General features: G+C 61.1%; 32 protein-coding genes. 30 read left to right on the forward strand and 2 right to left on the reverse strand.

All coding sequences use genetic code 11. The annotated features are described in order from the left end of the window. Positions 1 to 11: 11 nt before the first annotated feature. On the forward strand, positions 12 to 812 hold the full coding sequence (locus tag GA830_RS06370; protein ID WP_195164228.1) for an endonuclease/exonuclease/phosphatase family protein: 801 nt from the start codon (positions 12 to 14) through the stop codon (positions 810 to 812). A gap of 89 nt (positions 813 to 901) precedes the next feature. Here the strand turns inward: GA830_RS06370 and GA830_RS06375 are convergent, their stop codons facing one another. Continuing rightward, positions 902 to 1,123 carry a helix-turn-helix domain-containing protein gene (locus GA830_RS06375; RefSeq protein WP_195164229.1) on the reverse strand — a complete coding sequence of 74 codons (222 nt, stop codon included), beginning with the start codon at positions 1,121 to 1,123 and terminating at the stop codon, positions 902 to 904. Between the two features lie 168 nt (positions 1,124 to 1,291). On the opposite strand from GA830_RS06375, the gene GA830_RS06380 reads away from it, so the two are divergent. The 25 genes from GA830_RS06380 (at position 1,292) to GA830_RS06495 (ending at position 22,842) form a co-directional block, all read left to right on the forward strand. Further along, a complete protein-coding gene (locus tag GA830_RS06380) occupies positions 1,292 to 1,600 on the forward strand; it encodes a DNA -binding domain-containing protein (RefSeq protein ID WP_195164230.1) in 309 nt (102 codons plus the stop codon). A gap of 113 nt (positions 1,601 to 1,713) precedes the next feature. Continuing rightward, entirely contained in the window at positions 1,714 to 2,061 is a 348-nt protein-coding gene (locus GA830_RS19885; RefSeq protein WP_219732943.1) for a transcriptional regulator domain-containing protein, read from the forward strand. Next, positions 2,036 to 2,485 (forward strand): DUF2285 domain-containing protein, encoded by a 450-nt coding sequence (locus GA830_RS06385; protein WP_258045648.1) that lies wholly within the window; start codon positions 2,036 to 2,038, stop codon positions 2,483 to 2,485. Before GA830_RS19885 ends, GA830_RS06385 begins: the two co-directional genes overlap by 26 nt. Positions 2,486 to 2,682: 197 nt before the next feature. Next, positions 2,683 to 2,964, forward strand: a complete 282-nt coding sequence (locus tag GA830_RS06390; RefSeq protein ID WP_195164231.1) for a helix-turn-helix transcriptional regulator — start codon at positions 2,683 to 2,685, stop codon at positions 2,962 to 2,964. 20 nt (positions 2,965 to 2,984) lie between these two features. Continuing rightward, positions 2,985 to 4,076: a replication initiator protein A gene (locus tag GA830_RS06395; RefSeq protein ID WP_195164232.1), complete on the forward strand. Its 1,092-nt coding sequence runs from the start codon at positions 2,985 to 2,987 to the stop codon at positions 4,074 to 4,076. Then, positions 4,073 to 4,594 (forward strand): DUF2840 domain-containing protein, encoded by a 522-nt coding sequence (locus tag GA830_RS06400; RefSeq protein ID WP_195164233.1) that lies wholly within the window; start codon positions 4,073 to 4,075, stop codon positions 4,592 to 4,594. The genes GA830_RS06395 and GA830_RS06400 overlap by 4 nt, the downstream gene beginning before the upstream one ends. Continuing rightward, the gene (locus GA830_RS06405) at positions 4,591 to 5,136 is read left to right on the forward strand and encodes a S26 family signal peptidase (protein WP_195164234.1); all 546 of its coding nucleotides are present in this window, start codon (positions 4,591 to 4,593) and stop codon (positions 5,134 to 5,136) included. Before GA830_RS06400 ends, GA830_RS06405 begins: the two co-directional genes overlap by 4 nt. A 46-nt stretch (positions 5,137 to 5,182) precedes the next feature. Continuing rightward, complete coding sequence (locus GA830_RS06410) at positions 5,183 to 5,521, forward strand: DUF736 domain-containing protein (RefSeq protein ID WP_195164235.1); 339 nt, start codon at positions 5,183 to 5,185, stop codon at positions 5,519 to 5,521. A 4-nt stretch (positions 5,522 to 5,525) separates the two neighbouring features. Continuing rightward, entirely contained in the window at positions 5,526 to 6,284 is a 759-nt protein-coding gene (locus GA830_RS06415) for a lytic transglycosylase domain-containing protein (RefSeq protein WP_195164236.1), read from the forward strand. 244 nt (positions 6,285 to 6,528) lie between these two features. Then, complete coding sequence (locus GA830_RS06420; protein WP_195164237.1) at positions 6,529 to 8,268, forward strand: relaxase/mobilization nuclease domain-containing protein; 1,740 nt, start codon at positions 6,529 to 6,531, stop codon at positions 8,266 to 8,268. Between the two features lie 30 nt (positions 8,269 to 8,298). Next, the gene (locus GA830_RS06425) at positions 8,299 to 10,284 is read left to right on the forward strand and encodes a conjugal transfer protein TraG (protein WP_195164238.1); all 1,986 of its coding nucleotides are present in this window, start codon (positions 8,299 to 8,301) and stop codon (positions 10,282 to 10,284) included. Between the two features lie 10 nt (positions 10,285 to 10,294). After that, entirely contained in the window at positions 10,295 to 10,720 is a 426-nt protein-coding gene (locus GA830_RS06430; RefSeq protein ID WP_195164239.1) for a CopG family transcriptional regulator, read from the forward strand. A 182-nt stretch (positions 10,721 to 10,902) separates the two neighbouring features. After that, a complete protein-coding gene (locus tag GA830_RS06435) occupies positions 10,903 to 11,679 on the forward strand; it encodes a Tat pathway signal protein (RefSeq protein WP_210330850.1) in 777 nt (258 codons plus the stop codon). A gap of 346 nt (positions 11,680 to 12,025) precedes the next feature. Continuing rightward, positions 12,026 to 12,976 carry a M23 family metallopeptidase gene (locus tag GA830_RS06440; protein ID WP_195164240.1) on the forward strand — a complete coding sequence of 317 codons (951 nt, stop codon included), beginning with the start codon at positions 12,026 to 12,028 and terminating at the stop codon, positions 12,974 to 12,976. 287 nt (positions 12,977 to 13,263) lie between these two features. After that, positions 13,264 to 14,250 (forward strand): P-type conjugative transfer ATPase TrbB, encoded by a 987-nt coding sequence (trbB, locus tag GA830_RS06445; protein WP_195164241.1) that lies wholly within the window; start codon positions 13,264 to 13,266, stop codon positions 14,248 to 14,250. Further along, positions 14,243 to 14,575, forward strand: coding sequence for a TrbC/VirB2 family protein (locus GA830_RS06450; protein ID WP_195164242.1), 333 nt, complete (start codon positions 14,243 to 14,245; stop codon positions 14,573 to 14,575). Before trbB ends, GA830_RS06450 begins: the two co-directional genes overlap by 8 nt. Further along, complete coding sequence (locus tag GA830_RS06455) at positions 14,575 to 14,838, forward strand: VirB3 family type IV secretion system protein (RefSeq protein ID WP_195164243.1); 264 nt, start codon at positions 14,575 to 14,577, stop codon at positions 14,836 to 14,838. The genes GA830_RS06450 and GA830_RS06455 overlap by 1 nt, the downstream gene beginning before the upstream one ends. Before the next feature lie 3 nt (positions 14,839 to 14,841). Then, positions 14,842 to 17,364, forward strand: coding sequence for a conjugal transfer protein TrbE (trbE, locus tag GA830_RS06460; RefSeq protein WP_195164244.1), 2,523 nt, complete (start codon positions 14,842 to 14,844; stop codon positions 17,362 to 17,364). Continuing rightward, positions 17,361 to 18,134 carry a P-type conjugative transfer protein TrbJ gene (gene trbJ, locus GA830_RS06465; protein WP_195164245.1) on the forward strand — a complete coding sequence of 258 codons (774 nt, stop codon included), beginning with the start codon at positions 17,361 to 17,363 and terminating at the stop codon, positions 18,132 to 18,134. The genes trbE and trbJ overlap by 4 nt, the downstream gene beginning before the upstream one ends. A 3-nt stretch (positions 18,135 to 18,137) precedes the next feature. Then, the gene (trbK-alt, locus tag GA830_RS06470) at positions 18,138 to 18,407 is read left to right on the forward strand and encodes a putative entry exclusion protein TrbK-alt (protein WP_195164246.1); all 270 of its coding nucleotides are present in this window, start codon (positions 18,138 to 18,140) and stop codon (positions 18,405 to 18,407) included. A gap of 3 nt (positions 18,408 to 18,410) precedes the next feature. Beyond that, a complete protein-coding gene (gene trbL / locus GA830_RS06475; RefSeq protein ID WP_195164247.1) occupies positions 18,411 to 19,727 on the forward strand; it encodes a P-type conjugative transfer protein TrbL in 1,317 nt (438 codons plus the stop codon). Then, complete coding sequence (gene trbF / locus GA830_RS06480; protein WP_195164248.1) at positions 19,727 to 20,410, forward strand: conjugal transfer protein TrbF; 684 nt, start codon at positions 19,727 to 19,729, stop codon at positions 20,408 to 20,410. Before trbL ends, trbF begins: the two co-directional genes overlap by 1 nt. Beyond that, positions 20,407 to 21,396: a P-type conjugative transfer protein TrbG gene (trbG, locus tag GA830_RS06485; protein WP_195164249.1), complete on the forward strand. Its 990-nt coding sequence runs from the start codon at positions 20,407 to 20,409 to the stop codon at positions 21,394 to 21,396. The genes trbF and trbG overlap by 4 nt, the downstream gene beginning before the upstream one ends. Beyond that, complete coding sequence (locus GA830_RS06490) at positions 21,386 to 22,579, forward strand: TrbI/VirB10 family protein (protein ID WP_195164250.1); 1,194 nt, start codon at positions 21,386 to 21,388, stop codon at positions 22,577 to 22,579. The genes trbG and GA830_RS06490 overlap by 11 nt, the downstream gene beginning before the upstream one ends. A gap of 5 nt (positions 22,580 to 22,584) precedes the next feature. Next, the gene (locus GA830_RS06495) at positions 22,585 to 22,842 is read left to right on the forward strand and encodes a DUF2274 domain-containing protein (RefSeq protein ID WP_195164251.1); all 258 of its coding nucleotides are present in this window, start codon (positions 22,585 to 22,587) and stop codon (positions 22,840 to 22,842) included. Here GA830_RS06495 and GA830_RS06500 read toward each other — a convergent pair. Next, positions 22,757 to 23,755: a LysR family transcriptional regulator gene (locus GA830_RS06500; protein WP_195164252.1), complete on the reverse strand. Its 999-nt coding sequence runs from the start codon at positions 23,753 to 23,755 to the stop codon at positions 22,757 to 22,759. The two genes, GA830_RS06495 and GA830_RS06500, sit on opposite strands and share 86 nt — an antisense overlap. Positions 23,756 to 24,070: 315 nt before the next feature. On the opposite strand from GA830_RS06500, the gene GA830_RS06505 reads away from it, so the two are divergent. Genes GA830_RS06505 through GA830_RS06520 form a run of 4 tightly spaced genes read left to right on the forward strand, consistent with a single transcriptional unit; the run spans position 24,071 to position 25,717 of the window. Next, positions 24,071 to 24,409: an ArsR/SmtB family transcription factor gene (locus tag GA830_RS06505; RefSeq protein WP_195164253.1), complete on the forward strand. Its 339-nt coding sequence runs from the start codon at positions 24,071 to 24,073 to the stop codon at positions 24,407 to 24,409. Next, complete coding sequence (locus GA830_RS06510; RefSeq protein ID WP_195164254.1) at positions 24,406 to 24,789, forward strand: hypothetical protein; 384 nt, start codon at positions 24,406 to 24,408, stop codon at positions 24,787 to 24,789. Before GA830_RS06505 ends, GA830_RS06510 begins: the two co-directional genes overlap by 4 nt. Further along, entirely contained in the window at positions 24,782 to 25,267 is a 486-nt protein-coding gene (locus GA830_RS06515; protein WP_210330851.1) for a cupin domain-containing protein, read from the forward strand. The genes GA830_RS06510 and GA830_RS06515 overlap by 8 nt, the downstream gene beginning before the upstream one ends. A 9-nt stretch (positions 25,268 to 25,276) precedes the next feature. Continuing rightward, positions 25,277 to 25,717, forward strand: coding sequence for an SRPBCC family protein (locus GA830_RS06520; protein ID WP_195164255.1), 441 nt, complete (start codon positions 25,277 to 25,279; stop codon positions 25,715 to 25,717). The last annotated feature ends 109 nt before the right edge of the window (positions 25,718 to 25,826 follow it).

Consider the following 25,826-nt stretch of genomic DNA (forward strand, 5'->3'; position numbering starts at 1 on the left):
AGGGAGAACCCATGAAAATAATGTGCCTCAATGGATGGGGTGGAAAGCTGCACGAAGGCTTATTGCCCTACGTCGAAAGCGCCGCCCCTGAAATCCTCTGCCTTCAGGAAGTCATCCACACCCCTGCGTCCGACAAAGACTGGCTGACCTACCGCGACGGTGACCACGTTCTGCCGCAGCGGGCCAACTTCTTTCGGGATGTTTCTAGTGCCCTTCCCAATCACGTCGCAGTGTTTTGTCCAGCAGCACAGGGTGTTCTTTGGGACGATGACCAGTCGATCCCCTCACGCTTCGGGCTGGCGACATTTGTGCATGAATCGGTGCCGATAATTGGTCAGGTTCAGGGTTTCGTCCACAAGAGCTATTCGCCTGTTGGCTACGGCGAACACCCTCGATCACGCAACGCCCACGGCGTTCGGGTCTATGACTACAGCTCAAATCGTTCAATCAGCGTCACGCATATGCACGGTCTGCGCGATCTGAATGGTAAGATGGACACGCCAGAGCGAGCAGAGCAAGCACATCGACTCCTAGACCTTTCCCGAAAGATAACTGAGCCGGACGACTTGATAGTGGTCTGTGGTGACTTCAACGTCGAACCAGATAGTGAAACGCTCCGGATATTGATGGAGGCAGGTCTATCGGAATTGGTGACGGTGTACGGCTTCACGAGCACACGGAATACACAGTACATAAAGCCTGGAAAGTTTGCCGACGACATGCTGGTCAGTGACGTTGGCGCCGTGCAAGGGTTTGACGTGGTTCATGATCCAGAAGTTTCGGACCATTGCCCGCTGGTTCTCAGCCTGTAGTCCCGTCATTGACCAAAGCCGCTCTTCAAATTCATAGTCCGAACGACTGCAAAGTTCGTTTAGCTCTCAATTAATGTCGCGTGGTAAAGTCAGTCGTCTTCGTCGTCCGGCTCAACCAGTTGGACATGCCCCACGTCCAGAGCCTGAGCCAGTTCAAACAACGTAATCACAGTCGGGTTTCGCCGACCGCGCTCGAGGCTGCTGAGATACTGCTGGCTGAAGCCCGAACGTTCTTCCACCTGCTCCTGCGTCAGGCCCTTCTCCCGTCGCAGGCGGGAAAAATTCCGGCCGACCAGTTTGCGCATATCCATGCACTGACGGATCGCAGTTTACATACTATAAGTTTATCAACTATAATATGTATTTCACTGGGCGTGCTGATGGTCGCTGCAACCCAGAAGCATGCTCGATGCCGCATACTCATCACGCGATGCCGCCGGGCGGTCTATCGGTAAATGGCAATCAAGTTACCAGTTAACATGAGGCGAATTTCCGCCTATCTTGCAGGAAATGGGGGGATCAGGGTGTCGAACGATAAGTTCCTCGACAAGCCGCCGGAAAGCGCGGCATTGACAGAATACGACCGGGCACATGCGACGCTCTACATGCGCCTGCTCGATGCTGCCGCCGATGGCGCTGACTGGCGCGAAGTCGTTGCTATCCTGTTTGAAATCGATCCCGAAGCAGACCCGGGCCGCGCGCGCGAAATCCACGAAACCCACCTCGCCCGAGCGCGATGGATGACCGAGCATGGCTACAGGCAACTCTTGGGCGGCACAGGCCACTAACAACGACTGATGCCGTTGTGGCATCACTCGTTGTTGCAGTGATGACTTCCGTCGGTTCTCCCTTCAGTTGAAACTGCACCGACGCATCAGATGTGCGAGTCTGGAGGATCATCATGTCCCTTGGCCCATCTCATTGGCGTTCGGCATCCGAATACGAATATGTGGCAACCCTCACTGCGCCGGACATTGCTTGGGAATGGCTACGCCGCAGTGAGGGTTATCAGCGCGATTATGCCAACGCCAAGCTTAGGAAAGAGGACCCCCATGAACTGACGCGGATCGTGCGCCAGTCCTGGGGGTTGCGATTTCCCGGTCGATCCGCTGCACGATGCGTTGCGGGCGGCTGTCTATTGGCAACCGGAAGTCGATCCCGGCACGGTCATCCTCACCGCAAAAACACCGCTTTCCGGACAGAAACCGGCCTCGCTGCAGGGAATCGACGAGAACGCGACGCGCCATGACCGGCAAGGCCTGAGCCTGAGGATCGCCCACGACTTCGAATCGGTCAGGCTGCTATTGATCGACGGAGCGGGCCTTGGGAATCCGCTCGCTGCGGTCATTCCCTTCGACGAAAACTGTTTTGATCGCATCGAGGCTCTCACACGACTTTTGCGGATTCTGCACGGTCGCCCACAGACTGCAGACACGCGATTGACAGCGCAGCGCCGCCGCCGACTGCGCCGCATGCTTCAGGCCGTCGATGGGCATCAGACCGGCGCGACATACCGAGAAATTGCCAACGTTATTTTTGGGCCTTCGCGCGTGTCCGCGGAACCATGGAAGACGTCCGCAATACGCGACGCCACGATTGCCCTCGTCAAGGACGGTCGCGGGCTGATCAACGGTGGCTACCGAGATCTTTTGCTCAAGCGTCGGCGAAGCTAGCCAGTCAGCCAGGCTCTCAGACCCTCGAGAATTCTCCCAAAATCCTCCGCTGCACAAACTTGGGCATTGGCGATCATAGGGGGTGCGATTCTGGCAGCCCCAACTTCCCCATCCCCCTTTCCGGATTCTCTTCGCCATCGTGGCCGTGATCCGCCGCTTGTTGTCAGCGGCCTCACTGAACCCACGGAGGCCCGATCATGTCCGCCAATCCCACCGGCTTGCCGCCACGCTATCTGCGCACGCCAGAAGCCGCCCGTTTCCTGAGCCTGTCCGGTCGGACCCTTGAAAAGCATCGCACTTATGGCACCGGCCCCGCTTATCGCAAGCTCGGCGGCCGCGTCGTCTATTCCATCGAAGACCTGCAGGACTGGGCCGATCGAGGCACCGTAACCTCGACGTCCGATCCCCGCGGATCGGTCCTGCCCGCCAAACGCCATGACGACAAAACGCTCGCCAGTCCCGGCGACTTGCCTCGCTGATTGTTGCGACAGATATTGCCATGACACGGAAGCAACCCACCCGATCCGAACGCGCACAGCTGGAATTGTTCCGTGTCAGTGCCCGCGACCCCGCTCCGCGCGATGCGCAAGATCTGATGGCCTATCCCTTCTTCAGTCTCTCCAAATCCCATCGCGTCCGGCCCATCGACTATGAGGTTGCCGATGTCGTCATACGGGTTGAGGCCGTGCCCGAGCATGGCATGGCAACAATCTGGGACGCAGACATCCTCATCTGGGCCGCCAGCCAACTCGTCGAGGCGCGCGATGCAGGACTGCGCACGTCGCGTCTCATGTCCGCGACGCCCTACGAGATTCTCACTTTCATCGGGCGCGGCGTCAGTTCCCGCGACTATCAGCGTCTGAAGGCGGCGCTAGACCGCCTACAATCGACCACCGTCGCGACCACGATCCGCCAGCCTGCGTCGGGGCGACGACACCGTTTCTCCTGGATCAATGAATGGGTCGAGCGGACCGACCATCTCGGCAAACCAGTTGGTATCGAACTGATCGTTCCGGACTGGATCTACAGTGCCGTGCTCGACGACGCGCTCATCCTGACAATTGACCGAGGTTACTTTTCCCTCACGGGCGGCTTCGACCGCTGGCTCTACCGGATCGTGCGCAAGCATGGCGGCCATCAGCGCGGCGGTTGGCGGTTCGAGTTCCGACATCTCTATCTGAAATCCGGCAGTCTCTCGCCGTTCAAACGCTTTGCTTTCGAGTTGCGCGACATCGTCCGCCGCCAGCCGCTGCCTGGATATATCCTCTCGATCGAGGTCGAGATCGGCGGCAGAACCTTGCTTGCCTTCAAGCCCGGTCCCTGTGGACAAGTTGGGGATGGCCTCGTGCTATCGGGAACCCGGACTATCGTGCCATCGGGAACCGGGGCGTCGTGCTATCGGGAACCGAAACCAGGGTTAACGTCCAGAGACAAAAGCGAAAATCACACCCTTAACTTAGAATCTAACACAGAATCTAACTTTTGTAGGAAGCGTGGACATGTGGAAAACCCGCCCCACGATTGCGATTCCGGCGCTGTCCGACCTCGCAATGATCATCGTTGTGGCTCTCGTGCGGGAGCCAAATCATGACCCACCACCCAATACCTGAACGGCAGCCGGATGGACAGCTATCGACCCACTCAGCCGACGCATTGACCCATGTCGAATTGATTTGGGTTGAGAAGAAGATCGAGTATTGGATCCGCTTCGGTCGCCAATTCGGTGAACGCATTATCGACCGTCGCCGTCGCAACGTCAGCTTCGCGCCCGGCAGCGTATTTGCGTTCGTGCGATGGCAATCCAACGACTACGGCACGATCCTGTCGCGTATCGACATCGTGCGTGTAGTCGAACTTGGCAAGGCGTTTCAGACGCTCCCCTTTGTTCAGCCCGGCGGCGACATCCTCCTGCACATCGAAGGCTGGCCGAAGGTCGAGCGTGTCCTGCAGGCAATCGACGCGATCGATGCTGTCGAGATCGATCCGGCTGACGTCCCGCCGGACCATTGGCGACATGTTCACAACCGACTGACCGCACGTATGGAGCCGCGGACCTACACCCCGGCGCGCCATTCGGCCTGGCTCAAACGCCGGAGAGCGAACCGATGACGCGCCGTACATGGTCACTTGTCGGTGCCATCGCGATCGCTGCCATCGCCCTCCCGGCGTTTGTCGAACTACCCACGGCGATCATCTGGAATGCCAGCCCATCCGCACCGATCGGGTTCTATCAGGTGCGGCCAGCGGAGCGTCTCGAAATCCCCGATCTTGTCGTCATAGATGCACCCGAACCGCTCGAACGCTTCGCCATCGAGCGTGGCTATCTGCCGCCCAATATCCCGTTGCTCAAACGCGTCGTTGGGCTTTCGGGACAGACGGTTTGCCGCATCGATCGCACAATCACCGTCGATGGCGTCGAGATCGGAGACGCACTCGAACGAGACACGTTCGAACGCGCGATGCCGGTCTGGCAGGGCTGTCAGAGCATCGCTGGTGGCGAGGTCTTCCTCATGAACCGGGACGCCCGGAACAGTCTCGACGGGCGATATTTCGGGCCGATCCCGGCAAATTCAATCATCGGAACGGCAGTCCCGCTCTGGACCATTGAGTCCAGCACGGGCCGTTACCGATGGCGCGCCAGCACCGATTGATCGGCGCACTCAGCCTCCCTCCAACGCCAGATGAAAGGACATTTCCATGGCACATATCGGACACTTCACCCGCACAAGAGATGGCTATTGCGGTCGGCTGAAAACGCTCACGCTCGACGCCGAACTGACACTTGTTCCGGCAGAGCGAACCGATGCCGAGAACGCACCCGACTATCGCGTCCATATCGGCAGCGACGAAAAGGAGCTGGAAGTCGGCGCAGGCTGGAAACGCACCGGCGAAAGGGCCGGCGTCTACGTTTCGGTGCTGATCGACGATCCGGCTTTGCCGCATCCGATCCACGCCAACCTCTTCCATTCGGTGAGCGACAACGATGCCTATCTCCTGACCTGGAACCGGCCACCCAAGCGCCGCGAAAAGGCGTAGGTCGATGCGCATTCCCGGTCATCGCGCAATTTCCTGGCGGCCTCATGCCGCCCGGCTGCTTGCTCTCCTTCTCCTTTCCGGCATCTTTTCCGGTGTTGCGTTGCCGACGATCACGGCCGCGCAAGGCACCCCAGCCGAGCGATCCGCGCAGCCTTCCTATGCGGCGCACGTCGCCGAAGCCTCGCAACGGTTTCGCATTCCGGAGCGCTGGATCCTCGCCGTTATGCAGGTCGAAAGCGCGGGCCGAACTCGTGCCGTCTCCAGCGCGGGTGCGATGGGACTGATGCAAATCATGCCCGAGACATGGGCCGAACTAAGCGCCCGCCACCGTCTCGGACGCGACCCATTCGATCCCCGTGCCAACATTCTCGGCGGCACGGCCTATCTGCGGGAGATGTACGATCGGTTCGGATCGCCCGGCTTCCTCGCGGCCTACAATGCCGGTCCGGTGCGCTACCAGCAGCACCTGGCGACCGGTCGCCCGCTGCCGCGCGAGACCCGCGTCTACATGGCGACACTACTGCCGATGATCGGTCTGGCGTCACAGCACAATACCGTCACTGACACTGCGCTACCGCCCGATTGGCGCGAAGCCCCGCTGTTCGTCGAGCGCTCCCAGCGCAATTCAGCTGCAGATCGAATGCAGGACAAGCGCCGTTCGGCGAACGATCCACCGACACCGAAAGCGCGTGCCGATAACGCCGACGCCGCACAGCCCGGTGCCGTATTCGTCGCCCAATCGCGCATGGAAAAGTCGCCATGACGTCAGGACGCGCATTTCGCACTTTCGGAAGCAGCAGCGCAGCGTGGCGTGTGCTGAGGGGAGTGACAGACGACGAAGGAAGGGGATGGCAGGATAAAAGGCCGCGATGTGCGGCCATGGGCGGTTGTGGTTTTTCAAGGGGTTACATTGCGCAAGCGCGATGTGTGCAACTTGGCCGCAGCCTGCCACTTCCCATCTTTCGCAGCGAGTTCAAAGCAATAGCGCGATGTGCGAGGTCTGCGTCATGAGCGGCGATGACGAGTTCCGCATCCGACCCGGGCGCATTCGATCATCGTCCAGTCAGCGCGCGCGACCCTTCATCGCTCAAGCGTTGGCAGCCGCTCAAAAGGCAGGCGGTGCCGTCTCGCGCAGGGGAACGATCGGTCCCCGCAATCGCTCTCGCTTTGGGCGCGGTCAGCGGGCAACGGTGCAAGCCAATCGCTTCATCACGGCGCGCTCGCGTGGCGCTGTCGTCAAGGCGCGCGTCGTTCGCAACAATGGACGCAGCGCACCACTCGCCACCCATCTTTCCTACTTGCGCCGCGAAGGCGTGACCCGTGACGGAGAGAAGGCACGGCTGTTCGGGCCAGATGACGAAGAGATGGACGCAAAAGCATTCGCCGAGCGCTGCGAGGATGACCGCCACCATTTTCGTTTCATCGTCTCGCCCGATGACCCGTGGGAGATGGCGGACCTTCGATCCTTCACCGCCGATCTTGCCGGACAGATGGAAAGGGATCTCGGCACGAAACTCGACTGGGTCGCCGTCGATCATTGGAACACCGAGCACCCACATATCCACCTTATCGTGCGAGGTGTGCAGGATGATGGCGAGGACCTCGTTATTTCTCGCGATTACATCAAGGAGGGTATGCGGGATCGTGCGCGCGATTTCATCACGCTGGAACTCGGACCGCGCACCAATCTCGACATCCGCAGCGCTCTCGAGCGGCAAATCGAAAGCGAGCGATGGACCAGTCTGGACCGACAGCTTGAGAGAGACGGCAATCGACATGGCATCATCGATCTCGCACCCCAACCCGGCCGTCAGCCCGATGATCATCACGCACTGAAAGTAGGACGGCTGCGCAAGCTGGAATCGCTTGGCCTCGCCGACCAGATCGGCCCCGGCCAATGGGTGATGGACGAGAGCGCCGAGACGACCTTGCGGGAACTTGGCGAGCGCGGCGACATCATCAAGCGCATTCATCGCGGTCTCACGGAACGCGGCATCGAACGCGGTGCTTCGAGCTATGTACTGGCAGGCGAGAGCCTTGGTGATCCCGTTATCGGTAGGTTGGTCGATCGCGGTCTCGACGACGAATTGAAGGGAACCGCCTTTGCCGTGATCGATGGTGTCGATGGTCGCACCCATCATATCCGGTTGCCCCATCTTGATGCTGCCGGAGACAGCGCGCCAGGTTCGATCGTTGAGTTGCGCACGTTCGATGACGCCAAGGGACGTAGGCGGGTGGCCCTCGCCGTCCGCTCCGATCCATCAATCGAACAGCAGGTAACCGCATCGGGAGCGACCTGGCTCGACTGGCAGGCCATCGCGCGGGAACCGACGCCGCTTGCTGGGGGTGGCTTTGGCGCAGAGGTCAGTGACGCTCTAAACCAGCGCGCCGAGCATCTGATCGGTGAGGGTCTGGCGAAGCGACAGGGCCAGCGCGTGATCTTCAATCGCGATCTTCTCAACACACTGCGCAAGCGCGAGCTGGATGCGGTGGGCGAAAAACTCGCGGACGAAATCGGCCGTCCGCACGCGCCGTCAGCGACCGGCGAATATGTCGCCGGCACTTATCAGCGGCGCATCGCTCTCGCATCGGGTCGTTTCGCGATGATCGATGACGGACTCGGCTTCCAGCTCGTGCCATGGACACCCTCCATCGAGAAACACCTTGGCAAACATATCTCCGGCATCGCGCGCGGCAATGGCGGCGTCGATTGGGATTTCGGACGAAACCGAGGGCTAGGTCTCTAACGGCGACCATCGCCGGGAAAGGAAAGGAACATGCAAGCGACAAAGATCCTCTGGGGTCAGATCATTATCGTCTCGTTGATCGTCCTCATTACGACATGGACAGCGACCCAATGGACCGCTCTGCGGCTCGGCTTCCAGCCGCAGCTCGGCGAACCCTGGTTCGAGTTTCTTGGGTGGCCGGTCTATTATCCGCCGTCCTTCTTCTGGTGGTGGTATGCCTATGACGCCTACGCTCCACTGATTTTCATCGAAGGTGCGGTCATCGCGGCATCAGGTGGGTTCCTCGCAGTAGGCGTGGCGATCTTTATGTCAGTCTTGCGTGCGCGGGAGGCGCAGGATGTCGATACCTACGGATCGGCCCGCTGGGCGGAGACGCGAGACGTCAAAAGTGCCGGGCTCTTTAATCCGGATGGGGTGGTGCTCGGCAGGTTCGACCGCTCTTACATTCGGCATGATGGACCCGAACATGTGTTGTGTTTCGCGCCGACGCGCAGCGGCAAGGGTGTCGGGCTCGTCATCCCGTCGCTGCTGACCTGGCCTGGCTCAGCCATCGTCCACGATATCAAGGGTGAGAATTGGCATCTCACATCTGGCTTTCGCGCGCGCCATGGCCGCGTGCTACTGTTCGATCCGACCAACACCAGTTCGGCGGCCTATAATCCTCTACTCGAAGTGAGGCGCGGCGAATGGGAAGTGCGTGACGTTCAGAACATTGCCGACATCCTGGTTGACCCGGAAGGGTCGCTGGAAAAACGAAATCACTGGGAGAAGACCAGCCATGCGCTTCTGGTCGGTGCGATCCTGCACGTGCTCTATGCCGAAGCCGACAAGACGCTCGCTGGCGTCGCCAATTTTCTGTCAGATCCCAAACGCGGCATCGAACTGACGCTCAAGGCTATGATGGTCACAGCCCATCTCGGCGAGGCCGGTCCGCATCCCGTGATCGCCAGCGCGGCGCGCGAGTTGCTGAACAAGTCTGGCAACGAACGCTCCGGAGTTCTCTCGACGGCGATGTCGTTTCTCGGTCTGTATCGCGACCCAGTAGTCGCCAAAGTTACAAGGCGCTGTGACTGGCGCATTGCGGATCTCGTCGAAAGCCCGGACCCGGTCACGCTCTACCTCGTGGTGCCCCCGTCGGACATCAATCGTACCAAGCCGCTGATCCGCCTGATCCTCAATCAGATCGGTCGGCGATTGACGGAAGACCTGGCCGGGCATGATCGGCGTCACCGTCTGCTCTTGATGCTCGATGAGTTCCCGGCACTCGGCCGTCTCGACTTCTTCGAGAGTGCGCTCGCCTTCATGGCTGGCTACGGTCTCAAGAGCTTTCTGATCGCACAGTCGCTCAATCAGATCGAGAAGGCCTATGGCCCGAACAACTCCATCCTCGACAATTGCCATGTCCGGGTGAGTTTCGCCACCAATGATGAGCGAACCGCCAAACGCGTGTCGGACGCGCTCGGCACGGCGACCGAATTGCGCGCGATGAAGAACTATGCCGGGCATCGCCTGTCACCTTGGCTTGGCCATTTGATGGTCAGTCGGCAGGAAACGGCACGCCCGCTACTCACACCCGGCGAGGTAATGCAATTGTCGCCCGCCGACGAAATCGTCATGGTCGCGGGCACGCCGCCGATCAGGGCGAAGAAGGCGCGCTACTTTGAAGATGCGCAGTTCCAGGCTCGCATTCTGACACCACCCGTTCTCAAGGATTCCGTAAGGAGACATGCGGATGACTGGAGCGCGCGACCATTGCCGCCACGACCGGAAATCGTCGATCCGGTGTCTCATTCCGATCAAGACGGAGACGGCGAGACTCAACATGAACAACGCAAGCAAGCGGAGCTCGACCAAGCAAACGCGCCGGATCAGGTCAAGCCGGTTGGCAACGAGTTCGAACCCGATCTGAAAAGACCACCCACAGACCGCGCGACGCAACTCCGTCTGTTCGACCAGCAGGCGCGTCAGAGTGCTCAAAGAGCCTCGCTCGATCCGGGCGACGGCTTGGATATGTGAGGGCACGGCGATGAAACAACACAAGAAACAGCGCCTCTCCGTCTATCTCGATCCCGACATCATGGCGACACTTGCCGACTATGCCGCACGACGCGATCACTCACGATCGCTGGTCGCCGAAGCCGCCATCGCATCGTTCCTGTCGCCCGATGCGGCGGAACGGCAGGAGGCGGCAACCACCAAGCGTCTCGATCAGATCGACAGGCGTATCGCGCGCATCGAACGCGACGCAGGTATCTCGGTTGAAACGTTGGCGGTGTTCATCCGGTTCTGGCTGGCGACAACACCGCCTTTGCCGGAACCGCAACAGCTTGCGGCCAAGGCTCAGGCCGGAAGGCGCTATGATGCATTCGTTGCCGCCCTCGGGCGACGAATCGCGCAGGGACCGAAGCTGCGGCAGGAGATTTCAGAGGACCTACCGGATCAGAAAAACTAGCGCGTACTATGAATTGCCCTGCGCAACTTTATCTCGAAACGGAAACTCATGCATTGTGCAACGAATGACGGGAACGAGCCCTTAGTGATCGGGTCTTGTGATACAGCTAATGGCGGTTTGTCGACGATGACGGGCGTGGAGTGTGCTATGGTGCATTTTTCGTAACCGCGAGGGACATAGGGATGATGATGTTGCAACGACGGACACTATTGGCATCGGGTCTGTCGGTTGCCGCACTTGGCGCGGTTGGGATTGGTTTGTGGCCGCGCCTTGATGCCTACGAAGACGAAGCAGAACGCCAGCGACAGCTGCTGTTGTCCGACCCGACGCTGGCGGAGCTTGTGCGAATGGCGACGTTGGCAGCCAACGGTCACAACACGCAGCCGTGGATGTTCCGGCTGGATGAAGAAAGGGTTCAAATCCTTCCCGATATGTCGCGTCGCACCGAAGTGGTCGATCCTGACGACCATCATCTTTACACCAGTCTGGGGTGCGCCGCCGAAAACCTTGTCATTGCGGCGCAGGCACACGGTCGGACAGCGGACCTCAGTGTCGAAACCGGCGCTGAGACGTCGATTGATATCGAGTTTCGAAGCGGGTCGGCAAATGTGTCCGCTCTTTATCAGGCGATCCCTCTGCGCCAATCGACGCGTTCCGCATATGATGGCCAGCCCGTATCCGCTGCCGATATCGACCAGTTGACCAAGGCTGCTAAGGAAGAGGGTGTATCGGTTTTGATCTTTACCGAGGCGTCCGACCGCGAGGCCATCCTTGAGTTTGTTGTCGAGGGCAATAGCGCACAGATGGACGATGCGGCCTTTGTCGATGAGCTGCGTGCCTGGATCAGGTTCAGTCCCGATCAGGCGCTATCCTCCAAGGATGGGCTATTTGCTGCCTGTTCCGGGAATCCGGTTATGCCCGGTTGGATCGGCGGGGCGATGTTTGATGTCGTATTTTGAAAAGACAGCGAAAACGAAAAATACCGGGATCATATCCGGTCATCTGCCGGGGTTGCGGTATTTGTCGGTGACAGCGCTGATCCGAAGCATTGGATCAAGGTGGGGCGTAGCTTTCAACGGTTCGCATTGCAGGCCACGGCCATGGGAATCCGGACAGCACATATCAACCAACCTATCGAGGTTCCGGCGGTTCGATCGGAATTTGCAGATTGGCTGGGGATACCGGATGCCCGCCCCGATCTGGTGGTGCGCTTCGGTCGCGGGCCCACGTTACCAATGTCCCTGAGACGTCCCGTGGCTGAAATAGTGGTTTAGGTCAGAGTGGTGAAGCAACCTCAATACGCACATGCAGAATGACCTGATCAATCAGCTCGCCCTTTTCCAACTCGTCGTGCCGCTCGGTTTAATGATCCTGAATGCTGTGATCCCCGTGGCAGGTAAGGTTGGCGTTCTACTGCGGACAGCAACAATCCTGAGCCTGTTGTTTTACACCGCCCTTGCGGGGATTTGGCTGTTTCCGCCTTGGTGGGCACCCATCGTCTTCGCGCTTGTGCAAATCGCCATTGCAGGGTGGCAGCTTCACAAAGTTTTCACGAAGGGACCTGCCCGGTCCGTTTGGCGCATTGGTGAGGCTATCGCTGCGCTGATCGCTGTTATCGGTATCGGGCTTCTCATACTGCCCGCGATGCAAGGCCGGACGCCGCCGGACGTGGCAATCGACCTCGCCATGCCACTTGGCCCCGGTCGATATCTGGTGATCAGTGGCGGAGCGGCTCCGCAGATCAATTCACATTTCTTCACACTCAATCTGCCGCGTGCGGTCGATTTCAGAGGCCAAAGCTACGGTCTCGACATTATCGGAATCAATGCGGCAGGGCTGCGCACCTGGGGCATCTCACCTGCCGATCCGAGTCTCTACGAGATTTACGGTGCTGACATACTGGCCCCTTGCGCCGGGACCGTTCTGGTCGCCATCGACGGTGTACCCGACAATCTGGTGCCGGTTATGAACCGGGACTCCATGACCGGAAACAGCGTCGTGCTAGAGTGCGACGGTTTGGCCGTGGTCCTCGCGCATTTCATTCCGGGCAGCTTAACAGTTGCGGAGGGCGATGCCGTCGAGGTGGGGCAGAAGATCGCGAAAGTTGGCAATTCCGGAAACTCGGGCGAGCCGCATCTGCATGTGCATGTCCAAACGATTGGACCCGACGATGCACCGTTGTCAGGAGATCCGCTCTGGCTGACCATCGAGGATGATTTCCCGGTGCGGAACACGCGCTTTGTAGTGCGGCCTTAAACGATGCAGATCGGGGCATACTAACGAAGCAGCACGTCAGCCGTCGTCATAGCAGCCATTCGCTCGCCTGAAGCAACCTCGCGCTTTGTCCGCAGAGCCGACGATGGTCGACCGCGCCAAGAACGTCCGCAAGCCAGCGTCTCTCTAAGCAAACCCGCCGTTTCCCTGTCTTAATACGCCACCGCCCTACTACGCCCTTGACGCTGTTGCGCCGCCCCGATTTCCGGTTCTTTTAATCGTCCCCAATCCGGGACCGTCATCTGACGTCCCTCCACACGGGGACGCGCATGACGATAACTTTTCAACAATCCAAGGCGGTCTCACGCGGCAGCCGCATGCTGCGCACCGCACTTGGTTCGGCGATCGCCGGATATCTCGACGATGCGCAAATCGTCGAGGTGATGCTCAACCCTGACGGGCGGCTCTGGATCGACCGGCTGTCCGAGGGCCTTTGTGCAACTGAAGACCATTTGTCCGCTGCAGATGGCGAGCGCATCATCCGTCTGGTCGCCCATCATGTCGGCGCCGAGGTTCATTCAGGCGCGCCCCGTGTATCGGCCGAACTGCCCGAGACGGGAGAACGTTTCGAAGGATTGCTGCCGCCCGTCGTGGCCGCGCCCACCTTCGCGATCCGCAAACCGGCCGTCGCCGTCTTCACACTCGAAGATTACGTGGCAGCCGAAATCATGTCCGAGGCACAGGCCTCGACTTTGCGTGTCGCGGTCGCAGAGCGCCGGAACATCCTGGTTGCCGGTGGGACATCGACCGGCAAGACCACGCTGACCAATGCACTCCTGGCCGAGGTCGCCAAGACCGATGATCGCGTCATCCTGATCGAGGATACGCGAGAGCTGCAATGTGCCGCGCCCAATCTGGTAGCGCTGCGCACCAAGGACAATGTGGCCTCGCTCTCCGACCTTGTGCGGTCCTCGCTGCGGCTGCGCCCCGACCGCATTCCGATCGGCGAGGTACGCGGATCGGAGGCTCTCGATCTCCTCAAGGCCTGGGGCACGGGCCATCCGGGCGGCATCGGCACCATCCATGCCGGGACGGCGCTGGGTGCCCTGCGCCGCATGGAGCAACTCATCCAGGAAGCCGTCGTCACGGTGCCCCGCGCGCTGATTGCAGAGACCATCGATCTGGTCGCCGTCCTGTCGGGACGCGGGTCCGCACGTCGCCTGGCAGAACTCGCGCGCGTCGATGGCCTCACCCCGGCCGGCGACTACCGCCTCACATCCACAAACCAAGTCTCAGAAGGAACCGCCGATGCCTGAATCTTCCCGTCCATTTCGCCGCCGGTTTGACGCGATCTGCATCGCGACGTTTGTCTCCCTCACTATGGCCTCGACCGCACAGGCCGCCGGGTCATCCATGCCGTGGGAAGCGCCGCTGCAATCAATCCTGGAATCGATCGAAGGCCCGGTCGCCAAAATAATCGCTGTAATGATCATCATCATTACCGGTCTGACGCTCGCCTTCGGTGACACGTCAGGTGGTGCGCGGCGGCTGATCCAGATCGTCTTCGGCCTGTCGATCGCGTTCGCCGCATCCAGCTTCTTCCTGTCGTTCTTTTCTTTTGGCGGTGGGGCGGTAATCTGATGGAGGACCCCGTTCCCGGCTTCACGATCCCCGTCCACCGGGCATTGACCGAACCGATCCTGCTCGGAGGTGCGCCGCGCGCAATCGCGATCGTCAACGGCACGCTCGCCGCCGCTGTCGGGCTCGGCCTGCGTCTATGGCTGGTCGGCATCCTGATCTGGGCGATCGGCCATTTAGCGGCGGTCTGGGCTGCCAAACGCGATCCGCTGTTCGTCGATGTCGTGCGCCGTCATGTGCGCATTCCCGGCCATCTCGGAGTGTGAGTGATGATGAACCTCGCCGAATATCGCCGCACCTCGAACCATCTGGCCGATTTCCTGCCCTGGGCAGCGCTGGCGGGTGAAGGCGTCGTCCTCAACAAGGACGGGTCGTTTCAGCGCACGGCACGGTTTCGAGGGCCGGATCTGGACAGCGCCGTGCCCGCCGAACTGGTTGCGGTCGCGGGCCGTATCAATAACGCCTTGCGCCGTCTCGGTTCTGGATGGGCGGTGTTCGTCGAGGCACAGCGCGTCCCCGCCAGTTCCTATCCCGAAAGTCGCTTTCCTGATGCTGCCTCTGCCTTGGTCGACACGGAGCGCAAGGCACAATTCGAAGAGGAAGGCGTTCACTTCGAATCGCGCTATTTCCTGACATTGCTGTTCCTGCCGCCAGCCGAAAAAGCCGCACGGGCAGAACGCTTCCTCTATGAGGGCCGCGACCGCACTGTCGGTGCCGATGCCCGCGAGACCCTGGCCGGGGTCGTCGACCGCACCGACCGCGTGCTGCAACTCATCGAAGGCTTCATGCCCGAATGCGCATGGCTCGATGACGCCGAGACGCTGACCTATCTGCATTCGGCCATCTCGACCAAGGTGCAGCGCGTCCGGGTGCCCGAAGTGCCGATGCATCTCGACGCGCTGCTCGCAGATCAACCACTTACAGCCGGGTTGGAGCCGATGCTGGGGGAGGCGCATTTGCGCATCCTCACCATCACCGGTTTCCCGAGCGCGACCACGCCCGGCATTCTCGACGATCTCAACCGGCTCGCCTTTCCCTATCGCTGGTCGACGCGGGCGATGATGCTCGACAAGACCGACGCGACCAGGCTGCTCGCCAGGATCAGGCGGCAATGGTTCGCCAAACGCAAGTCGATCGCCGCGATCCTCAAGGAGATCATGACCAATGAGGCGTCGGCGCTGCTCGATACTGACGCCCATAACAAGGCGATGGATGCCGATGCCGCGCTGCAGGAGCTCGGTTCCGACCTGATCGGCGAAGCCTATGTGACGGCGACGGTCGCGGTGTGGGATGGAGACCCGCGCGTCGCTGACGAGAAGCTGCGGCTGGTCGAGAAGGTCATCCAGGGCCGCGATTTCACCTGCCTCGCCGAAACGGTCAATGCGGTCGAAGCCTGGCTCGGATCGCTCCCCGGCCATGTCTACGCCAATGTTCGTCAGCCTCCAGTTTCAACGCTCAATCTCGCTCATATGATCCCCCTGTCGGCGGTGTGGGCGGGGCCGGAACGGGACGCGCATTTCGCAGCGCCCCCGCTGCTCTTCGGTCAGACCGAAGGCGCGACCCCGTTCCGGTTCTCGCTGCATGTCGGGGATGTTGGGCATACTTTGGTGGTTGGGCCGACCGGGGCGGGCAAGTCGGTATTGCTGGCGCTGATGGCGCTACAGTTCCGCCGTTATGACAAATCCCAGATCTTTGCCTTCGATTTCGGTGGCTCGATCCGCGCCGCCGCGCTTGCGATGGGCGGCGACTGGCACGATCTCGGCGGTTCACTGTCCGACGATGCCTCCGAACCGGTCGCGCTGCAGCCGCTCGCGCACATCGACGAAGATGCGACGCGCAGCTGGGCCGCTGGCTGGCTCGCGGCGATCCTGGCGCGTGAGGGCGTGACCGTAACGCCGGAGGTGAAAGATCATCTCTGGTCGGCGCTATCGTCGCTCGCCTCGGCCCCGGTCGGGGAGCGGACGCTGACGGGTCTGTCGGTGCTCCTGCAATCGCAGGGTTTGAAACGTGCGCTGCAGCCCTATTGCGTCGGCGGACCGTTCGGACGGCTGCTCGATGCCGAGGCCGAACGGCTTGGGAAGGCGAGTGTGCAGGCGTTCGAGACCGAGGGCCTGATTGGTACCGGGGCCGCACCCGCCGTGCTCGCCTATCTGTTCCACCGGATCGAAGGTCAACTCGACGGATCGCCGACGCTGCTGATCATCGATGAGGGCTGGCTTGCGCTCGACGACGAAGGATTTGCCGGGCAGCTGCGCGAATGGCTGAAGACGCTACGCAAGAAGAATGCCAGCGTCATCTTCGCCACCCAATCGCTGTCCGACATCGACGGCTCGCCGATCGCGCCGGCCATCATCGAGAGCTGTCCGACGCGGCTGTTCCTGCCGAACGAGCGTGCAATCGAACCGCAGATCACCGCGATCTATCGCCGGTTTGGCCTGAACGACCGGCAGATCGAGATCCTGAGCAGGGCCGCGCCCAAGCGCGACTATTACTGCCAGTCCCGGCGCGGCAACCGGCTGTTCGAACTCGGCCTCGGCGAGGTGGCACTCGCCTTCACTGCCACATCCGCAAAAACCGATCAGACCGCCATCGCCCGTATCCTCGCCGAACATGGCCGCGATGGATTTGTGAAGGCGTGGCTCGTTGAGCGCGGCGTGGTCTGGGCCGCCGATCTCATCGCCGATCTCCCCAATCTCGACCGAGTCGACCTGACTACCGACCTCGAACAGCAGATCGCGCTCGATCTCGACCTCGAATTGACCACCCCCACCGAACAGGAGAACACCCCATGACTACCAAACGATCCCGCTTGCGCCAGCTTGCTGCAGCGCTTTTGCTGACGACCCCGCTGGCCCTCGCGCCGGTCCTGACAACTCCGGCACACGCCTTCGGCTTCGGGCGGATCGTCTATGATCCGACCAACTATGCGCAGAATGTGCTTCAGGCGGCCCGCGCTCTGGAGCAGATCAACAATCAGATCACTTCGCTGCAGAACCAGGCGCAGATGCTGATCAATCAGGCGCGCAATCTGGCAAGCCTGCCCTATTCGTCATTACAGCAATTGCAGCAATCCGTGGCGCGCACGCAGGCGCTGCTCGGCGAAGCCCAGAAGATCGCCTACGACGTCGGCGAGATCGACAAGGCCTTCGAGACGACCTATGGCGCGGCCTCGATGACCGCCTCCGATCAGGCGCTGATCGATGGCGCCAAGGAACGCTGGCAGACGACGGTTGGCGGCTTGCAGGATGCGATGCGGGTGCAGGCCGGTGTGGTCGGCAATATCGATACAAACCGTGCGCAAATGTCGGCACTGGTCGGCCAGAGCCAAGGTGCGACCGGTGCCTTGCAGGCGACCCAGGCCGGTAACCAGCTCCTGGCGCTGCAGGCACAGCAGATCTCCGATCTGACCGCCGTCATCGCCGCACAGGGCCGCGCGCAGAACCTCGAAGCCGCACAGCGAACCGCCGCGCAGGAACAGGGGCGCGAACAGCGCCGCCGATTCCTCGAACCCGGCACCGGCTACCAACCCGGCAACGCCCAGATGTTCCCGAGCGGCGGCTGACCCGTGAAACGGGCGGTTCTCATACGGCTCGGCACCGGCGTCTTCGTGCTGTTCGCGATCCTAGCGGCCCTGCTGGAGATCAGCCGTGACGACGAGATCGTGATCCGGCCTGCGTCCGTCACCGGCGATCCTCCCGATCCGCTGCGCGCCAGGCTTCAACGCTGCCAGACGCTCGGTGAAGCAGCGCTTGGGGACCCCTCCTGCCTGAATGCCTGGGCCGAGAATCGCCGCCGCTTTCTGAACTCGGGTTCCGTAGACGAAGGGAGCGAATAGGTCATGGGCGGTACCGGTGTCATCGATCGCTTCCTCGAGGTTTTCACCCGCTATATCGACAGCGGTTTCGGTCTCCTGGGGGGCGAGGTCGCGTTTCTGGCGACCACCCTGATCGTCATCGACGTAACGCTGGCAGCCCTCTTCTGGGCCTGGGGCGCCGATGACGACATTATCGCGCGACTGGTCAAGAAGACGCTCTTCATCGGTGTCTTCGCCTATATCATCTCCAACTGGAACACGCTGGCCCGCATCGTCTTCGAGAGTTTCGCGGGCCTCGGTCTCAAGGCTACGGGTACGGGATTCACGACGGCCGATCTGCTGCGTCCGGGACGTGTCGCCCAGGTCGGCTTGGATGCCGGACGCCCGATCCTCGACTCCATCTCGGACTTGATGGGCTATATCTCCTTCTTCGAGAATTTCATGCAGATCATCATTCTGATGTTCGCCTGGGGAACCGTCCTGCTCGCCTTCTTCATCCTCGCGATCCAGCTCTTCATCACCCTGATCGAGTTCAAGCTGACGACGCTGGCAGGGTTCATTCTCATCCCGTTCGGGCTTTTCGGCAAAACGGCATTCCTGGCCGAGCGCGTGCTCGGCAACGTGGTCTCCTCCGGCGTCAAGATTCTCGTGCTCGCCGTCATCATTGGCATCGGTTCGACTCTGTTTGCCGAGTTCACCGCCGGATTTGGCGGCAACCAGCCCAATATCGAGGACGCGATGGCGATCGTGCTGGCGGCACTGTCGCTACTCGGCCTCGGCATCTTCGGCCCCGGCATCGCCAACGGATTGATTTCCGGTGGTCCGCAACTCGGCGCTGGTGCCGCGATCGGGACAGGTGTCGCCGCCGCCGGCGTGACCGCCGCGGCAGTGGCCGGAACGGGAATGGCAGGTGGCGCTGTCGCCAAGGCAGCGATGGCAGGTGCGCGCGGCGGCGCGGCGATGACCGGAGGGACTTCTGCCGCCTACAGTCTCGGCTCGGCAGGAAAGAGCGGTGCTGCCGGTGTGGCCGGAGGACTTGGCGGCGTCGCCAGAGCCGGTGCCGGTGTCGCAGCCAGTCCCCTGAAGAAGATGGCAGGCGCCATGCGCGATAGCGCCCGAAGCGGCGCACGCACCGCGATCGAGGCGAGCGGCGGGACTATTTCAGGCGGTGCAGGCGACGTCGGTGCCGCGACGTCCTCGTCCGCGCAGCCCGCTTGGGCGAAGCGCATGAAGCGCTCACAGTCCATTCAACACGGCGCGACCGCCGCCGCACATGCCGTCCGTTCCGGCGACAGCCATGGCGGCGGCGCCTCGATCAATCTCTCAGAAAGGGACAGCTGATGTTCAAACGACCCTCCCTCCGTTACGGCAAGACGCCGGAACCCGAGACGCCCTATCAGAAGGCCGCGCAGGTCTGGGACGACCGCATCGGCTCGGCCCGTGTGCAGGCCAAGAACTGGCGGCTGATAGCCTTCGGATCTCTGTTTCTCGCCGCCGGATTGGCGGGTGGCCTCGTCTGGCAATCGGCGCGCGGCACGATTGTCCCCTGGGTGGTGGAAGTCGACAGACACGGCGAGACCCAGACCGTTGCGCCCGCGGCCGCTGACTACCGACCGACCGATCCGCAGGTGGCGTTTCATCTGGCGCGCTTCATCGAGCAGGTCCGCTCGATCGCCGCCGATCCGATCATCGTGCGCCAGAACTGGCTGCGCGCCTATGAGTTCACCACCGATCGCGGGGCGCAGGCGCTCAACGACTACGCCCGTGCGAACGATCCCTTCGCCCGAGTCGGCGAGATGCAGGTCTCGGTCGATGTTTCCAGCGTCATTCGCGCCTCGCCGGACAGTTTCCGCATCGCCTGGACCGAGCGGCGCTATCAGGACGGCAGCCTCGCTGCGACCGAGCGCTGGACGGCGATCCTGACCATCTCCATCCAGCCGCCGCGCACCACGGAGCGGCTGCGCGAGAACCCGCTCGGCATCTATGTTAACGCCATCAACTGGTCACGGGAGTTGCAGCAATGAGAGTTCTCTGTGGCACCCCGACCTTATCGCTGGTGCTCGTGACGGCCCTGTTGACCGGGTGTGCAACCTACAAGCCGCCGGAGATCACCTATGATGGCGACGTGCCGTCACTTCCGGCGCCACCACCGGCGGCGGTCGAAGAGCCCCTCAAACCGGTTCACACCCCGCCGGCCTGGACGCCGTCACATGGCGGCGAAACTGCCCGCACCCCCGAAGCCCGGGTCATCAATGCCAATGCCGCCGCCCGCGTCCAGCCACGCCGCGAAGGCTATTACAACGCAATCCAGGTGTTCCCCTACAGCGAAGGGGCGCTCTATCAGGTCTATGCCTCGCCCGGACAGATCACCAATATCGCGCTCGAACCGGGCGAGCGCCTGACCGGCGAAGGCCCGATTGCCGCGGGTGATACGGCGCGCTGGATCATCGGCGATACGGAAAGCGGCAGTGGGCGCGAGCAACGTGTCCTCATTCTCGTGAAACCCACCCGGCCCGACATCGCCACCAACCTCGTCATCAGCACCGACAGGCGCATCTATCTGGTCGAACTGCGGGCGAATGAAGACTCCTACATGCCTTCGGTCGCTTGGTCCTATCCGCAGGTCCGGGGGCAGGCCCAACCGCCCGCCTTGACGCAGCCGATCATTCCACCCGAAGCCCAGCGACGCTACCGCTATGGGCTTGAAGGCGACACGCCGCCATGGCGACCGCAGACCGTCTTCGATGACGGCAGGCGTGTCTATGTCGTCTTCCCGCGCGGGATCGTTCAGGGCGAGATGCCGCCCCTCTTCGTGATCGGCGCAGACGGCGAGGCGCAGATCGCCAATACCCGCGTCTACCTGAACGTCCTCATCGTAGACCGGCTCTTCGCTGCCGCCGAACTGCGCCTGGGCGGCGAGAACCAGCAGATGGTCCGCATCGTGCGAACCGACGGCGTGCGGCGCAATGCGCGGACCGCGGCAGCGGAGGACAGCACCAATGACCGATGAAACAGAAATACCGGCTTCCGGCGCAGACCACGCCGGGACATCACGCAAAACTCCCCCAAACGATCCGTTCCGGCTGCGGGCCGATCCGCCCCGTGTCGTGCGGCTGTCGCGGAAAGTTCTGGCGGGCCTTGCGATCATCACCGGCCTCGGCATCGGCGGCGCGCTGATCTTCGCGCTTCAGGGCCGGCAGGCCGGGGATGCACCGAACGAGCTCTTCACCACCGAGAACCGCCCGGCCGCCGACGAGCTGCGCCGTCTGCCAACGGATTATTCCGGCGTCCCGCAACTCGGACCGGCGCTGCCCGGCGATCTCGGCCGTCCGATCCGCCGCGCGCAGGAAGAAGGCCGCCCGGTGCCGGTCACGATGGCACCCGGTCCCGATCCCGAAGAGCAACGCCGTCTCGCTGAAATCGAGGCCGCCCGCACCAGCGAACTGTTCTTCGGCGCGCGGGGAGCGCAGAGCCAGTCACCGGCAGCAGCGACAGGCGTCAATCTTGCGGGCGGCTTTCCGTCGGTGTTTCCCGAAGAGCCGCGCACACCCACGGCACAGGAGCGGCAGCTGGCTTTCCTGAATGCGCCCGTCGATCGTCGCACAATGTCGGCTGATCGCGTCACGCCGCCGCCATCACCCTATATGCTTCAGGCCGGGGCCGTCATTCCGGCAGCGCTCGTCACCGGTATCCGCTCCGATCTGCCGGGTCAGATCACCGCGCAGGTGACTGAGAACGTCTATGACAGCCCGTCCGGGCGCTATCTGCTCATTCCCCAGGGTTCACGGCTGATCGGCGAATATGACAGCGGCGTCGGCATCGGCCAGCGGCGTGTTTTGCTGGTGTGGAACCGCATCATCCTACCGGGCGGGCGCTCGATCGTGCTCGAACGGCAGCCCGGAGCTGACGCCGCAGGCTACGCCGGGCTCGAGGACGGTGTCGATCATCATTGGTGGGACATCGCCAAGGCCGCAGTGCTTGCTAGCGTGCTGAATATTGGCGCGGAACTCGCCACCGACGACAGTGACGCGATCGCCCGCGCAATCCGCGACGGCGCCCAGGACACGATCGGCGATGCGGGACAAGAGATTGTCCGCCGACAGGTCGGGCGGGCACCGACCCTCACCATCCGTCCCGGCGTTCCGGTGCGTGTCATCGTCACCCGCGACCTCATCCTCGAGCCACAAAGGTGATATTCATGACCAAGTTGAAACTCGGAGCGCTTTTAGACGACAAACCGGTAAAAGTGTCGGTTGAATTGCCCGCGCCGGTTCATAAATCTCTCATCGCCTATGCTGAAGTGCTGGCGCGTGAAACCGGACAGCCGATCAAGGATCCTGCAAGGCTGATAGCCCCTATGGTCGAGCGCTTTATGGCGACCGACCGTGGTTTCGCGAAGGAGAGGCGGAACCGTGTGGAACGGACGGACGCGACAATGCCTTCGAAACGACAATAGCCGAATTCGCGCGGCTCTCGCACTGCCGGTTCCGTTTAGACATCGCTTTGGCAAGGCTCAGCAAGCGGCGCATCGCAGGATTGTCGTTCTGCGGCGACCAGATCGCGCAGAAAGGAAGCTGTTCGCCCGCCAGCAACCGGTATGTAACCTTGGGAAATGTTGTGCCCGTTGTCGCCTCGCTGGTCAGCGTGAGGCCTTTTCCCAATGATACGAGATGCATGAGGTTGTCGCGGCCGACCGAACAATATTCAACGCTGGCGCGATGCCCCAGACGGGCAAGATGCTTCACAAGATAGTCGTGTATCTCAGGGCCCGGGTCTGATCGGCTCACGATGAAATGCCGATCATAGAGGTCATCCCAGATAATCTCCGCTTTGCCAGCGAGGCTGTCGGTGACAGGCACGACAACATAAATTCCTTCGGTCCAGAGGTGCTCGCTATCGCAATAGGGCGGCGCGATCGTACACGTCAAAAATGCAACATCGAGCTTGTGGTGACGGATCGACGCGATGTGTTCTGTCGGCGCACCTTCGATAAAATCTAGTCGAACGCCGGCATGTCGGCGTTCAAAAGCATGCAATAGATCGGCAAAGAACCCCGAAGAGAGCGACGAGAAAATTCCGATGCGGACGTTCCCGGCGTCGCCGCAGCCATGGGCATCGACCAGGCTTGCCGCACAGTCGATCTGTACCAGGCCGCGCTTGGCGTGTTCGAGGAAACTTCGTCCCGCAAATGTCAACTCGACGCCGCCCGAATGGCGATTGAATAGCGATGCGCCGAGTTCGTCTTCCAAATCGCGGATACGGCGGCTGATGGCTGACTGATTGACTCCGAGTACACCCGCAGCCCGCCGGAAGCTGTGATGCTCGGCAGCGGCGATGACATATCGCAGATGTCTCAGTTCAAGTGCCACCCTATTTGCACCTCTTCCGTACCATGTCGTCTCTCAACCCCGCATGATTGCATCGTGTGCTCAGTCGTCGAATCCTCCTCGCAAATCGCAAAGGGGACGAACGGTCTGTGCATTTTCAGGCTTGACCTATATTCACCCATAAGTATGAATGGTATTGCGCAACAGTCAAGATTGTTGATGACGAACTGCTCCAGTTGGGCAACCCGGACGAACAGAGTTTGAGAAGGTCGCAAGACAGCGGCAGGCGATTTTGACGCAGAGGAAACCCTGGAAAGGTAGTCACGAACCCATGAACCGATCACGAGGCTTGACAGTATGAATCTTAAAGAGGGATCGCTGGATCAAACGTTCATCGCTCTCGCTGATCCCACGCGGCGCGCTATCCTGGCACGGCTGAATGAAGGTGAGGCGCGCGTCACGGAGATCGCCGAGCCCTTTCCGATTTCGCTGAATTCGGTGTCCAAGCACATCCGCCTGTTGGAGCGTGCCGAGTTGGTCAAACGAGAGAGAGTCGGTCGAGAGCATGTATTGTCGCTCAACCCGAAGGGACTCGACGAGGTCGCCTTATGGATTGAGGAGACGAAGTCATTCTGGCTGACGCGCTTTGAAGCACTTGATGCACTTCTTAAAAAGAGGAAGGCGGATAGCACATGACGGCAACTGATTTTTCCATACTCAATTTCCATGAAACCCAATGGATGAGAGCATTTATCCGACCGGCTTTGGTGCTACTGGCTGGACTGTCGCTGGTCGCAAACACTGCTTCTGCTACGGACCGGATCGACCGTGCCCGCGCGAATTACGAAGCCTTGTTGCATGGCCGAATCCAACTGGGCCAGCTTACGCAACAAGAACTCAGAGACATTGTCGACCTGGACGCGGCTCTCCGGGCGAGAGACGACCGAACACGATCGCAACGCTGCGTCGATGAAGAGGTTGAACGTCTTGGCGGTTCGCCCAGTCGTCTTGCGTGGCGGGTGATCGATCTCAAATGCCGCGCGGTCGGTGGATCATCGGTCGTACCTGATGATTGATTTGCAATTCGTCACTGGCAAGAGAGCAACGGCCGAAAAAAGGGAGGTGCAGAACTTGAACGCACATCAAAAGGGAGAGGTGATTTTCGTCGCCGCGGATGAAGGACGTTCATACGACATGGGCCGCATCAAGGCGACCTTCAAAGCGGATGGAGAGGAAACCGCCAACCAGTTCTCGATTTCCGAATGGTGGATGGAAGCGAACACGAAGGGTGTGGGCGCGCATTCGCACGACCGGGAGAACGAAATTTTCTATGTTCTTGACGGCACGATGAGCTTTCTGATCGGCGACACGAGGCGCGACGCGAACAAGGGTAGCTTCATCTTCGTCCCGGCGGGCGTTGAGCACGATTTCGAAAACCGGAGCCAAGAGCGCGCCGGAGTCCTGAATATCTTCTCTCCGGGCGCATTCGAAGCGAACATGCCCAAGATCGTGGAGTGGTTCGCTGAACATCCCCCAGAGGATGCCGTTCGGTAGAATTGCAATATGACAACCAACCCCCAAAAATCAGCGCATGTCACCTACTTCTTCGAAGCCGCGCCCGAAGACGTGTTTGATGCATGGTTGGATCCCACCCTTATTGCGCAGTGGATGTTCGACCCCGCGTATCGCGAACAGCGGGCGAAAGATATCCAGCTTGATGCGCGGGTTGGTGGCAGCTTCACATTCGAACTGTCGCGCGACGGGGCACCCATCGTTTACACTGGGATCTTCATCGAGATATCCCGCCCCACGCGCTTGGTCCTGACCTGGCAGGTAGTCGGACGCGGGCGCGATACCGTGGTGGACGTAACTATCGAACCGCGAGACCGCGGGGCTTTCCTCACACTTGTCCATAGTCTTGGCGCGGTTCCCGAGCGCATCGTCGAGGAAGTCGAACAAGACTGGAGTGCTGACTTTGCGAGCCTTGCAAGGCTGTTGAACTGATGGCCGGTCACGAGGACAAAATCATGATCGTCTCGCAATTTCCAATATTTGGGCTCTTGCCTGGACCAATTACGATATCGAGGAGAGCATGAGGATGTGGTGGCGGGCA

Source organism: Mesorhizobium sp. NBSH29, assembly GCF_015500055.1.
Lineage (GTDB): Bacteria > Pseudomonadota > Alphaproteobacteria > Rhizobiales > Rhizobiaceae > Neomesorhizobium.

Excerpts from the sequence above, each read along its gene's own strand:
- GA830_RS06375 (WP_195164229.1), bottom strand. The coding sequence starts at position 1,123 with ATGGATATGCGCAAACTGGTCGGCCGGAATTTTTCCCGCCTGCGACGG.
- GA830_RS06370 (WP_195164228.1), top strand. The coding sequence starts at position 12 with ATGAAAATAATGTGCCTCAATGGATGGGGTGGAAAGCTGCACGAAGGC.
- GA830_RS06515 (WP_210330851.1), top strand. The coding sequence starts at position 24,782 with ATGATTGATTTGCAATTCGTCACTGGCAAGAGAGCAACGGCCGAAAAA.
- GA830_RS06410 (WP_195164235.1), top strand. The coding sequence starts at position 5,183 with ATGGCACATATCGGACACTTCACCCGCACAAGAGATGGCTATTGCGGT.
- GA830_RS06495 (WP_195164251.1), top strand. The coding sequence starts at position 22,585 with ATGACCAAGTTGAAACTCGGAGCGCTTTTAGACGACAAACCGGTAAAA.
- GA830_RS06450 (WP_195164242.1), top strand. The coding sequence starts at position 14,243 with ATGCCTGAATCTTCCCGTCCATTTCGCCGCCGGTTTGACGCGATCTGC.
- GA830_RS06395 (WP_195164232.1), top strand. The coding sequence starts at position 2,985 with ATGACACGGAAGCAACCCACCCGATCCGAACGCGCACAGCTGGAATTG.
- trbJ (WP_195164245.1), top strand. The coding sequence starts at position 17,361 with ATGACTACCAAACGATCCCGCTTGCGCCAGCTTGCTGCAGCGCTTTTG.
- trbE (WP_195164244.1), top strand. The coding sequence starts at position 14,842 with ATGATGAACCTCGCCGAATATCGCCGCACCTCGAACCATCTGGCCGAT.
- GA830_RS06440 (WP_195164240.1), top strand. The coding sequence starts at position 12,026 with ATGCAGAATGACCTGATCAATCAGCTCGCCCTTTTCCAACTCGTCGTG.
- GA830_RS06425 (WP_195164238.1), top strand. The coding sequence starts at position 8,299 with ATGCAAGCGACAAAGATCCTCTGGGGTCAGATCATTATCGTCTCGTTG.
- GA830_RS06510 (WP_195164254.1), top strand. The coding sequence starts at position 24,406 with ATGACGGCAACTGATTTTTCCATACTCAATTTCCATGAAACCCAATGG.
- GA830_RS06380 (WP_195164230.1), top strand. The coding sequence starts at position 1,292 with ATGAGGCGAATTTCCGCCTATCTTGCAGGAAATGGGGGGATCAGGGTG.
- trbL (WP_195164247.1), top strand. The coding sequence starts at position 18,411 with ATGGGCGGTACCGGTGTCATCGATCGCTTCCTCGAGGTTTTCACCCGC.
- GA830_RS06390 (WP_195164231.1), top strand. The coding sequence starts at position 2,683 with ATGTCCGCCAATCCCACCGGCTTGCCGCCACGCTATCTGCGCACGCCA.
- GA830_RS06405 (WP_195164234.1), top strand. The coding sequence starts at position 4,591 with ATGACGCGCCGTACATGGTCACTTGTCGGTGCCATCGCGATCGCTGCC.
- trbB (WP_195164241.1), top strand. The coding sequence starts at position 13,264 with ATGACGATAACTTTTCAACAATCCAAGGCGGTCTCACGCGGCAGCCGC.
- trbF (WP_195164248.1), top strand. The coding sequence starts at position 19,727 with ATGTTCAAACGACCCTCCCTCCGTTACGGCAAGACGCCGGAACCCGAG.
- GA830_RS06400 (WP_195164233.1), top strand. The coding sequence starts at position 4,073 with ATGACCCACCACCCAATACCTGAACGGCAGCCGGATGGACAGCTATCG.
- GA830_RS06490 (WP_195164250.1), top strand. The coding sequence starts at position 21,386 with ATGACCGATGAAACAGAAATACCGGCTTCCGGCGCAGACCACGCCGGG.
- GA830_RS06435 (WP_210330850.1), top strand. The coding sequence starts at position 10,903 with ATGATGATGTTGCAACGACGGACACTATTGGCATCGGGTCTGTCGGTT.
- GA830_RS06455 (WP_195164243.1), top strand. The coding sequence starts at position 14,575 with ATGGAGGACCCCGTTCCCGGCTTCACGATCCCCGTCCACCGGGCATTG.
- GA830_RS06420 (WP_195164237.1), top strand. The coding sequence starts at position 6,529 with ATGAGCGGCGATGACGAGTTCCGCATCCGACCCGGGCGCATTCGATCA.
- GA830_RS06520 (WP_195164255.1), top strand. The coding sequence starts at position 25,277 with ATGACAACCAACCCCCAAAAATCAGCGCATGTCACCTACTTCTTCGAA.
- trbG (WP_195164249.1), top strand. The coding sequence starts at position 20,407 with ATGAGAGTTCTCTGTGGCACCCCGACCTTATCGCTGGTGCTCGTGACG.
- GA830_RS06430 (WP_195164239.1), top strand. The coding sequence starts at position 10,295 with ATGAAACAACACAAGAAACAGCGCCTCTCCGTCTATCTCGATCCCGAC.
- GA830_RS19885 (WP_219732943.1), top strand. The coding sequence starts at position 1,714 with ATGTCCCTTGGCCCATCTCATTGGCGTTCGGCATCCGAATACGAATAT.
- GA830_RS06505 (WP_195164253.1), top strand. The coding sequence starts at position 24,071 with ATGAATCTTAAAGAGGGATCGCTGGATCAAACGTTCATCGCTCTCGCT.
- GA830_RS06415 (WP_195164236.1), top strand. The coding sequence starts at position 5,526 with ATGCGCATTCCCGGTCATCGCGCAATTTCCTGGCGGCCTCATGCCGCC.